The sequence below is a fragment of the Serratia sp. CY71090 genome (assembly GCF_052166845.1).
GTDB classification, from domain to species: Bacteria; Pseudomonadota; Gammaproteobacteria; order Enterobacterales; family Enterobacteriaceae; genus Serratia; species Serratia nematodiphila.
The window spans coordinates 89,225-102,968 of record NZ_JBJNOA010000014.1 but is presented as its reverse complement, the minus strand read 5'-3'; the positions used below and the strand labels follow the sequence as shown (position 1 = coordinate 102,968).

The 13,744-nt window shown below is 61.6% G+C and carries 10 protein-coding genes; 6 read left to right on the top strand and 4 right to left on the bottom strand.

The window, feature by feature from the left end:
* Window positions 1-7 precede the first annotated feature (7 nt).
* On the top strand, window positions 8-2,644 hold the full coding sequence (ppc, locus tag ACJ8OK_RS22040; protein WP_442531043.1) for a phosphoenolpyruvate carboxylase: 2,637 nt from the start codon (window positions 8-10) through the stop codon (window positions 2,642-2,644).
* Between the two features lie 106 nt (window positions 2,645-2,750).
* Here ppc and metF read toward each other — a convergent pair whose 3' ends face one another.
* From metF to metB, 3 genes are all read right to left on the bottom strand, one after another.
* Complete coding sequence (metF, locus tag ACJ8OK_RS22035) at window positions 2,751-3,647, bottom strand: methylenetetrahydrofolate reductase (protein WP_004931071.1); 897 nt, start codon at window positions 3,645-3,647, stop codon at window positions 2,751-2,753.
* A 228-nt stretch (window positions 3,648-3,875) separates the two neighbouring features.
* Entirely contained in the window at window positions 3,876-6,311 is a 2,436-nt protein-coding gene (locus ACJ8OK_RS22030) for a bifunctional aspartate kinase/homoserine dehydrogenase II (RefSeq protein WP_242141566.1), read from the bottom strand.
* A 2-nt stretch (window positions 6,312-6,313) separates the two neighbouring features.
* Complete coding sequence (metB, locus tag ACJ8OK_RS22025; protein ID WP_015379413.1) at window positions 6,314-7,474, bottom strand: cystathionine gamma-synthase; 1,161 nt, start codon at window positions 7,472-7,474, stop codon at window positions 6,314-6,316.
* Between the two features lie 304 nt (window positions 7,475-7,778).
* Here metB and metJ point away from each other — a divergent pair, with 304 nt between their 5' ends.
* On the top strand, window positions 7,779-8,096 hold the full coding sequence (gene metJ / locus ACJ8OK_RS22020; RefSeq protein ID WP_004931076.1) for a met regulon transcriptional regulator MetJ: 318 nt from the start codon (window positions 7,779-7,781) through the stop codon (window positions 8,094-8,096).
* A gap of 77 nt (window positions 8,097-8,173) precedes the next feature.
* On the opposite strand, the gene rpmE is transcribed toward metJ, so the two are convergent.
* Window positions 8,174-8,389 (bottom strand): 50S ribosomal protein L31, encoded by a 216-nt coding sequence (rpmE, locus tag ACJ8OK_RS22015; RefSeq protein WP_004931078.1) that lies wholly within the window; start codon window positions 8,387-8,389, stop codon window positions 8,174-8,176.
* Between the two features lie 200 nt (window positions 8,390-8,589).
* Here rpmE and priA point away from each other — a divergent pair, with 200 nt between their 5' ends.
* The 4 genes from priA to hslV all read left to right on the top strand — a co-directional run bounded on the left by priA (window position 8,590) and on the right by hslV (window position 13,742).
* Window positions 8,590-10,785 carry a primosomal protein N' gene (priA, locus tag ACJ8OK_RS22010; RefSeq protein WP_004931080.1) on the top strand — a complete coding sequence of 732 codons (2,196 nt, stop codon included), beginning with the start codon at window positions 8,590-8,592 and terminating at the stop codon, window positions 10,783-10,785.
* Window positions 10,786-11,076: 291 nt separating this feature from the next.
* Window positions 11,077-12,105 (top strand): DNA-binding transcriptional regulator CytR, encoded by a 1,029-nt coding sequence (cytR, locus tag ACJ8OK_RS22005; RefSeq protein WP_004931082.1) that lies wholly within the window; start codon window positions 11,077-11,079, stop codon window positions 12,103-12,105.
* Between the two features lie 65 nt (window positions 12,106-12,170).
* Window positions 12,171-13,109 (top strand): cell division protein FtsN, encoded by a 939-nt coding sequence (gene ftsN, locus ACJ8OK_RS22000; RefSeq protein ID WP_260953789.1) that lies wholly within the window; start codon window positions 12,171-12,173, stop codon window positions 13,107-13,109.
* A 102-nt stretch (window positions 13,110-13,211) separates the two neighbouring features.
* Window positions 13,212-13,742: an ATP-dependent protease subunit HslV gene (hslV, locus tag ACJ8OK_RS21995; RefSeq protein ID WP_004931085.1), complete on the top strand. Its 531-nt coding sequence runs from the start codon at window positions 13,212-13,214 to the stop codon at window positions 13,740-13,742.
* Window positions 13,743-13,744 lie beyond the last annotated feature (2 nt).

Genomic DNA, 13,744 nt, shown 5'->3' with positions numbered 1-13,744 from the left:
GGGTTATATGAACGAACAATATTCGGCAATGCGCAGTAATGTCAGTATGCTCGGCAAATTGCTCGGCGATACCATCAAAGAAGCGCTGGGCGAGCATATTCTCGATCGCGTTGAGACCATCCGTAAGCTTTCCAAATCTTCACGCGCCGGCAACGAAGCGCATCGCCAGGAGCTGCTCTCCACCCTGCAGAACTTGTCCAACGACGAGCTGCTGCCGGTGGCGCGCGCCTTCAGCCAGTTCCTCAACCTGACCAACGTCGCCGAGCAGTACCACAGCATTTCGCCCAACGGCGAAGCCGCCAGCAACCCGGAAGCGCTGGCGCAGCTGTTCAGCCGCCTCAAAGACAAAAAGCTCAGCGACAAAGAGCTGCAGCACGCGGTGTCGCAACTTTCCATCGAGCTGGTGCTGACGGCGCACCCGACGGAGATCACCCGCCGCACCCTGATCCACAAGCTGGTGGAGGTCAACACCTGCCTCAGCCAGCTCGATCACAACGATCTGGCCGACTACGAGCGCAACAAGATCATGCGCCGCCTGCGTCAGCTGGTGGCCCAGTCGTGGCACACCGATGAAATTCGCAAACATCGCCCCTCCCCGATCGACGAAGCCAAATGGGGCTTTGCGGTGGTGGAAAACAGCCTGTGGGAAGGCGTGCCGGCGTTCCTGCGCGAATTCAACGAACAGCTGGAAAACTCCATCGATTACAGCCTGCCGGTGGAAGCGGTGCCGGTGCGCTTCACCTCCTGGATGGGCGGCGATCGCGACGGCAACCCGAACGTCACCGCCGAAATCACCCGCCATGTGCTGCTGCTCAGCCGCTGGAAAGCCTGCGACCTGTTTACCCGCGATATCCAGGTGCTGGTCTCCGAGCTGTCGATGACCGAGTGCACCCCTGAGCTGCGCGCCCGCGCCGGCGGCGATGAGGTGCAGGAGCCGTACCGCGAAATCATGAAGCAGCTGCGTAGCCAGCTGATGAGTTCCCAGGCTTATCTGGAAGGTCGCCTGAGGGGCGAGCGCGTGCTGAAGCCGCACGACCTGCTGGTGAACAACGAGCAGCTGTGGGAGCCGCTGTATGCCTGCTACCAGTCGCTGCAGGCCTGCGGCATGGGCATCATCGCCAACGGTCAACTGCTGGATACCCTGCGCCGCGTGCGCTGCTTCGGCGTGCCGCTGGTGCGCATCGACGTGCGCCAGGAAAGCACCCGCCATACCGAAGCCATCGCCGAGCTGACCCGCTATCTGGGGCTGGGCGACTATGAAAGCTGGTCGGAAGCCGATAAACAGGCGTTCCTGATCCGCGAACTGAACTCCAAACGCCCGCTGGTGCCGCTGAAGTGGCAACCGAGCGCCGACACGCAGGAAGTGCTGGAAACCTGCCGGGTGATCGCCGAAGCGCCGCAGGGCTCGATCGCCGCCTACGTGATTTCGATGGCGCGCACGCCTTCCGACGTGCTGGCGGTGCACCTGCTGCTGAAAGAGGCCGGCTGCCCGTTCGCGCTGCCGGTCGCTCCGCTGTTCGAAACCCTCGACGATCTGAACAACGCCGACGACGTAATGACCCAGTTGCTGAATATCGACTGGTATCGCGGCTTTATTCAGGGCAAACAGATGGTGATGATCGGCTATTCCGACTCGGCGAAAGACGCCGGCGTGATGGCCGCTTCCTGGGCGCAGTACCGTGCGCAGGACGCGTTGATCAAAACCTGTGAAAAAGCCGGCGTGGCGCTGACGCTGTTCCATGGGCGCGGCGGTTCCATCGGCCGCGGCGGCGCACCGGCGCATGCGGCGCTGCTGTCGCAGCCGCCGGGCAGCCTGAAGGGCGGCCTGCGCGTCACCGAACAGGGCGAGATGATCCGCTTCAAATTCGGCCTGCCGGAAGTCACCATCAGCAGCCTGGCGCTGTATGCCGGGGCGATCCTCGAGGCCAATCTGCTGCCGCCGCCGGAACCGAAGAAAGAATGGCGGGCGTTGATGGACGACCTGTCCGAGACCTCCTGCCGGATGTATCGCGGCTACGTGCGTGAAAACCCGGACTTCGTGCCTTACTTCCGCGCGGCCACGCCGGAACTGGAGCTGGGTAAACTGCCGCTGGGCTCGCGCCCGGCCAAACGCAAGCCGAACGGCGGCGTAGAGAGCCTGCGCGCCATTCCGTGGATCTTCGCCTGGACGCAGAACCGCCTGATGCTGCCGGCCTGGCTCGGCGCCGGCGCCGGATTGCAGGAAGCGGTGAAGGCCGGCAAACAGGCGGAGCTGGAGGCGATGTGCCGCGACTGGCCGTTCTTCTCCACCCGCATCGCCATGCTGGAAATGGTGTTCGCCAAGGCCGACCTGTGGCTGGCGGAATACTACGATCAGCGCCTGGTGGATAAATCGCTGTGGCCGCTGGGCCAACAGCTGCGCGATCAGCTGGAAAGCGACATCAAGGTAGTGCTGACCATCGCCAACGATGCGCACCTGATGGAAGACCTGCCGTGGATCGCCGAATCCATCGCGCTGCGCAACGTCTATACCGACCCGCTGAACGTCCTGCAGGCCGAACTGCTGCACCGTTCGCGCCAGCAGGAGCAGCCGGACGCCCGCGTCGAGCAGGCGCTGATGGTCACCATCGCCGGCGTCGCCGCCGGGATGCGCAACACCGGCTAGTGAGCCTAATCGCGGCCCCGTTTATCGGGGCCGTTTTTTTATGCCTTCCCCCACAAAAAAAGGGCGCCGCGGTAAAGCGACGCCCTTTTTCAATGGAACAAGCCCGTCAGGCGGCGGCCACCGGGCGCACGCCCAGCGTGTGGCAGATGGCGTAGCTCATCTCGGCGCGGTTCAGCGTATAGAAGTGGAAATCTTTCACCCCTTCGCGGCTGAGGATCTTCACCATGTCCATGGCGATATTGGCACCGACCATTTTGCGGGTCTCCGCATCGTCGTCCAGCCCTTCGAACATGCTGGTCATCCAGCTTGGCACCCGCACGTTGGTCATGGTGGCAAAGCGCTGCAGCTGCTTGAAGTTGGACACCGGCAGAATGCCCGGCACGATTTCCACGTCGATACCGGCGGCGACGCAGCGGTCGCGAAAGCGCAGGTAGCTCTCGACGTCGAAGAAGAACTGAGTGATGGCGCGGCTGGCGCCAGCGTCGATCTTGCGCTTCAGGTTAATCAAATCCGCCTGGGCGCTCTTCGCCTCCGGGTGCACTTCCGGGTAGGCGGCGACGGAAATATCGAAGTCGCCCACGTCTTTCAGCAGCGCCACCAGATCGGTCGCGTACATGTCCGGCTTGCCGCCGCCCGGCGGCAGATCGCCGCGCAGCGCCACGATATGGCGAATGCCGCTGTTCCAGTAATCGGTCGCGATGTCGCGCAGCTGCGCCGGGCTGGCGTCGATGCAGGTCAGGTGCGGTGCCGCCTCCAGGCCGGTGCGCTCCTTGATCCCCTTGATGATGCTGTGGGTGCGATCGCGCTCGCCGGAGTTGGCGCCGTAGGTGACGGAAACGAATTTGGGTTTAAGGATGCTCAGACGATCGATCGACTGCCACAGGGTCTCTTCCATCTCGCTGGTGCGTGGCGGGAAGAACTCGAATGATACGTTAATCTGGCCGTTCAACTCCGCCAGACTCTGATTCAGCGCTTCCCGCTGGTTTGCGTGGAAAAAACTCATACCCTGCTCACCTCTTCTCGATCACTGTTTTTATTTCATCTTGATGAGCGTCTATACGTTTAGACGTCTAGATAGAAAATGCCGCATGTTGGCTAAAGAGTCAACAGGAAAATGAGGGGAATAAGATGATTAATCCTCACCCGCTCAAAGAGGAAATTTCATGACAGCGGCAGGGATAAGTATGGCAGGAAAAGCAAAGGGGCGCGGTGAACCCGCGCCCGCAGAGGATTAAAGCAGCTGCGCCAATCGGTTAAGGTCTGACTGGATCGCGCCGGCGGTCACGTCGCGGCCGGCGCCCGGCCCGCGGATCACCAGCGGATTATCGCGATACCAGCGGCTTTCGATGGCAAACACGTTGTCGCACGGCAATAGCGAGGCCAGAGGATGCTCAGGGCGCACCGCCTCCACGCCGACCCGCGCCTTGCCGTTGGCGTCGAAACGCGCCACGTGGCGCAGCACCAGGCCCATTTCGCTGGCGGCCTCAAAGCGCTGCTGCATCTGCTGGTTCAGCGCCTCGCCGTTCTCGAAGAACTGATCGACGGAGCCCAGCTCGCACCCCGCCGGCACCAGCGACTCGACCCGCACCTGGTTCGGTTCGATGTCGTAGCCCGCCTCGCGCGCCAGGATCACCAGCTTGCGCATCACGTCCTGGCCGGAGAGATCGACTCGCGGATCCGGTTCGGTCAGCCCCTGCTGCCAGGCCTGATCCACCAGCTCGGTGAACGGCACCGTGCCGTCATACTGCAGGAACAGCCAGGAAAGCGTGCCGGAGAAGATGCCGCTGATCGCCAGAATGCTGTCGCCGCTGTCGCGCAGATCGCGCACCGTGTGGTTGACCGGCAGGCCGGCGCCGACGGTGGCGTTGTACAGCCAGTGGCGGCCGGTTTTGGCGAAGGCGTCGCGAATTTGGCGATAGCTGTCGCTGCACGAGGCCCCCGCCAACTTGTTGGCGCTGATCACGTGGAAACCGTAGCTGGCGAAATCCAGATACTGCCCGGCCAGCTCTTCGCTGGCGGTCACGTCAAGCACCACCAGATCGTCGAACGGGTGCGCGCGCATCCACAGGAACAGCGATTCTTCATCCAGCTCCTGCGCTTCGTCCTCAAAGAATGCCAGCGCGCGGCTGGCGTCCAGCCCGTCATAGTTCAGCAGGCTACGGCGGCTGTCCACCACCCCCGCCAGGATAAATTCGAAGCCGCTGCGCGCGGAGATATTGGTCTGCTCACGGGCGAACAGCTCCAGCCAGCGCGAGCCGATATTGCCCTTGCCGAACAGCACCAGACCGATGCGCTTCTCGGCGCGGAACAGGCTTTGGTGCAGCCCCTGGATCAGCAGCGCGGTCGGCCCCTGGCGCAATACCGCCACCAGGCTGATGCCATCTTCCGCCTGCCAGATGAACTCGACCGGCTGATCTTTCAACTGCTGATAGAAACGGTGGCTGTGCAGCGGGTTCTTGCACACCCCGGCGCCGACCATCGCCACCAGCGCCAACCCTTCACGCAGGCGCAGCTCGCCTGGCAGCGCCGCGGCCTGCAGCGTCACCAGCGCGCTGTTGACCACCTCGGAGGTGTAGCACAGCTGCACCAGGTTGCGGTCAGGGTGGATGCCCACCGCCAGCGGTTTGATCTGCGCGCGCTTGAGCACCAGATCCAACTCTTTCTGCGCCAGTTTGAAGTCATTCTGAGCGGCAACGTGCAGTTCAATCAGGCACACATCGTCGTGGCTGGTGACAATCTTGGCGCCGGTGCCGGACGCCAATACGCGCTCGATGCGCGTCGAGCCCTGCTCCGGCTGATAGCTGCAGCGCAGCTGAAGATCGATATCGCTGCCGGAGACCGGCTGCAGGGTGCGGGTGTGCAATACCGGCGCCGCCAGGCGCGCCAGCTCGCTGGCTTCGTCCAGACGCAGCAGCGGCAGCAGGCAGGCGTCTTTCACCTTGCGCGGATCGGCGCTGTATACCCCGGCCACGTCGCTCCAGATGGTGACGCGCGCAGCGCCGGCCAACGCGCCGACCTGAGTGGCGGAGTAGTCGCTGCCGTTACGCCCCAACAGCACGGTTTCCCCGGCGTCGTTGCGCGAAATGAACCCGGTCACCACCAGGCGTTTGCCCGGATGTTGAGCCATCAATTGCTGCAGCAGCGGGTAAGAACGGCCTTCATCCACCTGCGGCTGCGCGGCGCGCTCAGCGCGCAGGAAATCACGCGCGTCCAGCCAGGCCGCCTGCATATCCAGCTGATTAAGCACCGCCGCCATCAGGCGCGCCGACCAGATCTCGCCGTGCCCGACCACTTCGGCATAGCATACCTCGTCGACGTTGCCGTCCAGCAGCGCCGCCAGACGTTCCAGATCCTGAATGAACTCGGCGATCAGCGGCTCGGCGCTTTCCGGCGGCAACAGGCCGCTGATAAGATCGCTGTGATAGCGACGCAACGTCTGCTGCACCTGATGCGCAGACAGGCGATCGCTCTGGCTGAGCTTCAGCCAGTTGATCAACTGGTTGGTGGTACTGCCGGCGGCCGATACCACCATCATGTCGCCTGGCTGGCTGTATTCCGCCATAATCCCGGCCACACGCAGATAACACTTCACATCCGCCAGACTGCTGCCGCCAAACTTGTGCAGTTGACGCCCGCTCACCGGCCCTGCTACAGCAATTGCATTCATGCTTACCTCGTTGCCGCCGCCTGGAAAGCGCGTTCCAGATCGGCAATCAAATCTTCACTGTCTTCAATACCCACGGAAATGCGCAGCAGGCTCTCGGAGATGCCGGCCGCTGCCCGCGCCTCCGCCGCCATGCCGGCGTGAGTCATGGTCGCTGCATGCGAGATCAGGCTTTCTACGCCGCCCAACGATTCTGCCAGAGTAAACAGCTCAAGGGCAGAGAGAAAACGGCGCAGCACCGCTTCATCGCCGTCCAGTTCAAAACTCAGCATCGCGCCGAAACCGCGCTGCTGACGGCGGGCGATCTCATGCCCCGGATTCTCCGGCAGGGAGGGATGATACAGCTTTTTCACCAGCGGTTGCTGCTGTAAATAGTCAACAATCGCTTCAGCGTTTTGTTGCGCCGCCTTGATGCGCGGCGACAGCGTGCGCATGCCGCGCAGCAGCAGATAACTGTCGAACGCGCCGCCGGTCACGCCAATGTTGTTTGCCCACCAGGCCAACTCGACCGCCAGCTCGGGATCTTTGGCAATCACCGCCCCGGCCACCACGTCCGAATGCCCGTTCAGGTATTTGGTGCAAGAATGGACCACCAGATCGGCACCGAGTTCGATCGGCTGTTGCAGGGCCGGGCTGAGGAAGGTGTTGTCCACCACCGTCAACGCGCCCGCCGCATGCGCGGCAGCGCAGATCGCCGCGATGTCCACCACCCGCAGCAGCGGATTGCTGGGGCTTTCTATCAGCACCAGCTTCGGCTTCTGCGCCAGCGCCTGCTGCAGGGCTTCTTCATTACCCTGATCGACGAACAGCACGCGATAGGCGCCGCGCTTGCTCAGGCTGTCGAACAGCCGATAGCTGCCGCCGTAGCAGTCGTGCGGCGCCACCAGCAGATCGCCGGGCTTCAACAACACGGTGGTCACCAGATGGATCGCCGACATCCCGCTACCGGTCATCACCGCGCCGGCGCCGCCTTCCAGCTCCGCCAACGCGCGCTGCACTACGTCGCGCGTCGGGTTGCCGCGGCGCGAGTAGTCATGGGCTCGGGGTTGGTTGAAGTCGGTAAAGTTATAGGTGCTGGACAAATGAATCGGCGGGACAACGCAGCCGTACTGTTCGTCGTCGTTCAGGCCGCTGCGTACGGCAATCGTGGCTGGTTTACGCGTCATGGGCTCGCTCGGCTCTCGGTTCGGTGGATGAGGCCTAAAGAGTAATCGCAGGATTGATAGACGTCAATACATCTGGACATCTAAACTTCTTTGCGTATAGATTGAGCAATGACACAATACCCGCTAAAATTATGCCGATATGACATGACGATAAGATGTTAAGCGGCAATGCCTGGCCGAAGCGGGGCATTCAGTGACCCTGGTCGCGTAAAATTGACATTTATTTAGTGAGAACAGTGAAGATCGGGCATAATTGGCCGGTTTTTAGAATTTTGTAATTTTTCTGACAAAGTTAAGGTGTCCCATGGCTGAGTGGAACGGCGAGTATGTCAGCCCTTACGCTGAACACGGTAAAAAAAGCGAGCAAGTCAAAAAGATCACGGTATCCATTCCGCTGAAGGTCCTGAAAATCCTTACCGACGAACGGACCCGTCGCCAGGTGAACAACCTGCGCCACGCCACCAACAGCGAACTGCTGTGCGAAGCGTTTCTGCATGCCTTTACCGGCCAGCCGCTGCCGAACGATGAAGACCTGCGCAAAGAGCGCAGCGATGAAATCCCGGAAGCCGCAAAAGCGTTGATGCGCGAACTGGGTGTCGATCCCGATACCTGGGAATATTGAGAACCGCCCGGCGAACGCCGGCGGCAGAAAAGAAAAAAGGCGCCCAGGGCGCCTTTTTCATCGGTCGATAAGAAATCTTATTTCTTAGCGCCTGGTACGCTGAAACGCTTGTTGAAGCGGTCAACGCGGCCACCGGTAGCAACGTCACGCTGCTTGCCAGTGTAGAACGGGTGGCATGCGCCACAAACGTCCAGGTTCAGATCGTGGCCCACGGTGGAGCGGATCTTCATCACGTTACCGCAAGAGCAGTTAGCAGTAACTTCTTCGTATTTTGGGTGGATACCTTGTTTCATGGGAAACCTCAGTTAAGGCCGTGTCGCTATCCAGCCCTGTTTCGCCAGACACCACACGTGGTTGATAATAGAATTTTGGTATCGAATTATACCAAAGGCGGCAAATTATACAGCATTAGTCGGGGCGCGCAATCGGAACCGTACATTTGCCGATGCGCCGTGTAAACTGATGCCCACTTTTTTTCAATTTGGATGAGATCATGCCCGTCGTACACGTTGCTTTGCCGGTCCCCCTCGCCCGCACCTTCGACTATCTGCTGCCGCCCGGCATGCAGCCGGTGGCCGGCGCGCGCGTGGGCGTGCCCTGGGGCAGGCAGCATGCAATCGGCATCGTCACCGGCTGCAGCGACACCAGCGAACTGCCGCTGGACAAGCTCAAACCGATCGACAGCGTGATCGACACCGAGTCGCTGTTCTCTCCCAGCCTGTGGCGCATCCTGCGCTGGGCCAGCGATTACTATCACTATCCCATCGGTGAAGTGCTGTTCCACGCGCTGCCGATCCTGCTGCGCCAAGGCAAACCGGCCGAGGCCGCGCCGCTGTGGCAGTGGTTCGCCACCGAAGAGGGGCGCGCCACGCCGCCCGAAAGCCTGAAACGCGCGCCGAAACAGCAGCAGGCGCTGGCGGCGCTGTTGCAACGCCCGGTCTATCGCCATCAGGTCAGCCAGCTTGAGCTGACGGAAAGCGCTCTACAGGCGCTGCGCGCCAAAGGGCTGATCGACCTGCGCGCTCAGGTCGCGGCCACGCAGGACTGGCGCCCCAATTTCGCGGTGCTTGGCGAGCGGCTGCGGCTGAATACCGAACAGGCCACCGCCGTCGGGGCGATCAGAAGCGAGGATGAGCAGTTCGCCGCCTGGCTGCTGGCCGGGGTCACCGGCTCCGGCAAGACCGAGGTGTATCTCAGCGTGCTGGAGAACGTGTTGGCCAAAGGCCGGCAGGCGCTGGTGCTGGTGCCGGAAATCGGCCTGACGCCGCAAACCATCGCCCGCTTTCGCGAGCGCTTCAACGCGCCGGTGGACGTGCTGCACTCCGGGCTGAACGACAGCGAACGGCTGGCGGTTTGGCTGCGCGCGCGCAGCGGCGAAGCCGCGATCGTCATCGGCACCCGCTCGGCGCTGTTCACGCCGTTCCGGCAACTGGGCGTAATCATCATCGACGAAGAGCACGACAGCTCTTATAAACAGCAGGAAGGCTGGCGCTACCATGCCCGCGATCTGGCGGTGTTTCGCGCCCGGGAAGAGGACATCCCGATGGTGATGGGCTCCGCCACGCCGGCACTGGAAACGCTGCACAACGTGCAGCTTGGCAAATATCGCCAGTTGAAGCTCACCCAACGCGCGGGCAACGCCAAACCGGCGGCGCAGCACCTGATCGATCTGAAAGGGTTGCCGCTGAAGGTCGGCCTGTCACAGCCGCTGTTGAAGAGCATGCAACACCATTTAAAAGCCGGCAACCAGGTGATGCTGTTCCTCAACCGCCGCGGTTACGCCCCGGCGCTGCTGTGCCACGAGTGCGGTTGGATCGCCGAATGCCAGCGCTGCGATCACTACTACACCTTCCACCAGCATCAGCGCCAGCTGCGCTGCCACCACTGCGACAGCCAGCGACCGGTGCCGCACCAGTGCCCGCAGTGCGGCTCCACCCACCTGGTGTCGGTGGGCGTCGGCACCGAACAGCTGGAACAGGAGCTGGCGCCGCTGTTCCCCGACACGCCGATCACCCGCATCGATCGCGACACCACCAGCCGCAAAGGGGCGCTGGAGCAACACCTGGCGGATATTCATCGCGGCGAAGCGCGCATTCTGATCGGCACGCAGATGCTGGCCAAGGGCCACCACTTTCCCGACGTCACGCTGGTGGCGTTGCTGGACGTGGACGGCGCGTTGTTCTCCGCCGACTTCCGCTCCGCCGAGCGTTTCGCTCAGCTGTATACCCAGGTCTCCGGCCGGGCGGGCCGCGCGGGCAAACAGGGTGAAGTGCTGCTGCAAACCCACCACCCGGAGCACCCGCTGCTGCAGGTGCTGCTGCAACAGGGTTACGACGCCTTCGCCAAACAGACGCTGGCGGAGCGCAACAGCGTGTTTCTGCCGCCCTACACCAGCCACATCATCGTGCGCGCCGAAGATCACGATAACCAACAGGCCCCGTTGTTCCTGCAGCAGCTGCGCAATCTGTTGGAAGCCAGCCCGCTTAAGGACGATTCGCTGTGGGTGATGGGCCCGGTGCCGGCGCTGCAGTCCAAACGCGGCGGCCGTTTCCGCTGGCAGCTGCTGCTGCAGCACCCGACGCGGCGCGTCCTGCAACAGCTGATGAAAAGCTCGCTGCCGCTGATCGGCACCCTGCCGCAAACGCGCAAGGTGAAATGGACGCTGGATGTCGATCCGATCGACAGCTGATCCCGGAAAAGTCCGATTTAGCTGCCGCAGTGCAAACGTTTACCCTTGAAATTGCGAGCGAACGCTAAAAAACCTTCTCAGGTCACATTTTTTATGCAAATTAGGTAACAAAGGCGGGGCGTATTCTGTTTAGAATGTCTGCGAGGGCAAATTTTGTCGCCACATCGCAGCGCGACGGAGTGCCCGAACGCGAGTGGCGCTCAATGACAACAATCTCGCCACCGCATGCCGGACATTGTGAGCAAACAGCAGTAGTGGCGTCGGCATGGGGCTGACGCAAGGAGAAAGGCGTTGGAACACAAGAAAGAGTTATCCATGGCGACCATGAAAGACGTCGCCGAAATGGCGGGCGTTTCAACGGCTACCGTATCGCGGGCGCTGATGAACCCGGAAAAGGTGTCAACGCCAACGCGCCAGAAAGTGGAACAGGCCGTGCTGGCCGTGGGTTATTCTCCTCATGCTCTGTCACGCAATATCAAACGCAACGAATCCCGCACCATCCTGGTGATCGTGCCCGACATCTGCGATCCGTTTTTCGCCGATGTGATCCAGGGGATCGAACAGACCGCGGCCCAACAAGGTTATCTGGTGCTGATCGGCGACTGCGCGCAGCAAAATCAGCAAGAGCGCACCTTCGTCAATCTGATCATCACCAAACAGATCGACGGTATGCTGCTGCTGGGCTCCAACCTGCCGTTCGACGCCAGCAAGGAAGAGCAGCGCAACCTGCCGCCGATGGTGATGGCCAACGAGTTTGCCCCTGAGCTGGAACTGCCGACGGTGCACATCGATAACCTGACTGCCGCCTTTGAAGCCGTGCATTATTTGCATCAATTGGGCCACCGGCAGATCGCCTGCGTCGCCGGGCCGGAACAGATGCCGCTGAGCCATTATCGGCTGCAGGGTTACGTTCAAGCGCTACGTCGTAATGGCATTACCGTCGAAAGCAGCTATATTACCCGGGGTGATTTTACCTACGAAGCCGGCGCGCAAGCGCTGACGGCGCTGATGGCTCAGCCGAAACCGCCGACGGCGGTGTTCTGCCACAGCGACGTCATGGCGATCGGCGTGCTGTCCCAGGCGAAGAAAATGGGGCTGCGGGTACCGCAGGATCTGTCGATCGTCGGCTTTGACGACCTCAAGCTGGCGCAGTATTGCGATCCGCCGCTGACCACGGTGGCGCAGCCGCGCTTCCAGATCGGCCAGCAGGCGATGTTGCTGCTGCTGGAGCAGTTGAACGGCCAAACGGTGGCCAGCGGCTCCCGGCTATTGGACAGTGAATTGATTATCAGAGGCAGCACCGCTGCCCCGAAACGCTAGTCAAATATTTTAGGGTTCAGTAACATGACGGACTTATCCTCTCATCAGGACACAGCGGAATAATAGTGGCACAAAAAGACTATGTAAGCCGTGGGCGCGCAGCAGGAGCTAAGCGTAAAACCCCCAGCCGTAAAAAACGCAGTTCTCCGAAGGTTTCCAAAACCGTGCTGGCGTTAGCCGCCGCGTTGCTGGTTGTCTTTGTCGGTGGCCTCTATTTCATTACGCACAACAAGCCGGAAGACGCGCCGTTGTTGCCTGCGCACACCACTCGCCCGGGCAACGGCCTGCCGCCGAAGCCGGAAGAGCGCTGGCGCTATATCAAAGAGCTGGAAAACCGGCAGATCGGCGTGCAAACCCCGACCGAACCGACGGCCGGCGGCGAGCTCAATTCCAAAACTCAGCTGACCGCCGAACAGCGGCAGTTGCTGGAACAAATGCAGGCCGACATGCAGCAGCGTCCGACGCAGCTGAATGAAGTGCCGTATAACGATCCGGGCCAGGCCAACGCGCGCAGCAACCGCCAGCAGCAGCAGATGCAACAACAGCAAATGCAGCAGCAGCCGGTACAGCAACAGCAGCAGGTCGCTCAGCCGCCGCGCAACCCGTTCAACAACGGGGCCACCACCGCGCCGGTGCAGCAGCAGCACCAGCAGCCGAAGCCGGCCACCCAGCAACCGGTGCAGGTGAAACAGCCTGAACCGAAGCCGCAACCGAAGCCGGAGCCCAAACCGGAAGTGAAACAGGAAACGGCCAAGCAGGAAACCAAGCCGGAATCGAAACAGAAGTGGATGGTGCAATGCGGTTCGTTCCGCGCCACCGATCAGGCTGAATCCGTGCGGGCGCGCCTGGCGTTCGAAGGCATCGAGAGCCGCATCACCGCCGGCGGCGGCTGGAATCGCGTAGTGCTCGGCCCCTACAGCAGCCGCGCCGCAGCGGACAAAACCCTTTCGCGCCTGAAGGGCGTCGGCATGTCGAGTTGCATTCCCCTCTCCGTTGGGGGTTGAAAAGCGTCAATCCCCCCCCATCTATACTCTCAATATGCCTCGTAGCGTCTGCGAAAGCAGGCGCTGCGGGGACTTCTTTCCGTCTTTAACGAGGGTCTGCTCGTGACAACAATTGTAAGCGTACGCCGCAACGGCCAGGTCGTCATCGGTGGTGATGGCCAGGCAACCCTGGGTAATACGGTGATGAAGGGTAACGTCAAGAAAGTGCGTCGCCTGTATAACGACAAAGTGATCGCCGGTTTCGCCGGTGGCACCGCTGACGCCTTCACGCTGTTTGAACTGTTTGAACGCAAACTGGAAATGCATCAGGGCCACCTGGTGAAAGCCGCCGTCGAGCTGGCGAAAGACTGGCGCACCGACCGCATGCTGCGCAAGCTCGAAGCGCTGCTGGCGGTCGCCGATGAAACCGCCTCGCTGATCATCACCGGCAACGGCGATGTGGTGCAGCCGGAAAACGATCTGATCGCCATCGGCTCCGGCGGCCCGTACGCCCAGGCTGCCGCCCGCGCCATGTTGGAAAATACCGAACTGAGCGCCCGCGACATCGTTGAGAAATCTCTCAACATCGCCGGCGACATCTGTATTTACACCAACCATTTCCACACCATTGAAGAATTGCCTTCCAAAGCGTAAGG

Excerpts from the sequence above, each read along its gene's own strand:
- ppc (WP_442531043.1), top strand. The coding sequence starts at position 8 with ATGAACGAACAATATTCGGCAATGCGCAGTAATGTCAGTATGCTCGGC.
- metF (WP_004931071.1), bottom strand. The coding sequence starts at position 3,647 with ATGAGTTTTTTCCACGCAAACCAGCGGGAAGCGCTGAATCAGAGTCTG.
- ACJ8OK_RS22030 (WP_242141566.1), bottom strand. The coding sequence starts at position 6,311 with ATGAATGCAATTGCTGTAGCAGGGCCGGTGAGCGGGCGTCAACTGCAC.
- metB (WP_015379413.1), bottom strand. The coding sequence starts at position 7,474 with ATGACGCGTAAACCAGCCACGATTGCCGTACGCAGCGGCCTGAACGAC.
- metJ (WP_004931076.1), top strand. The coding sequence starts at position 7,779 with ATGGCTGAGTGGAACGGCGAGTATGTCAGCCCTTACGCTGAACACGGT.
- rpmE (WP_004931078.1), bottom strand. The coding sequence starts at position 8,389 with ATGAAACAAGGTATCCACCCAAAATACGAAGAAGTTACTGCTAACTGC.
- priA (WP_004931080.1), top strand. The coding sequence starts at position 8,590 with ATGCCCGTCGTACACGTTGCTTTGCCGGTCCCCCTCGCCCGCACCTTC.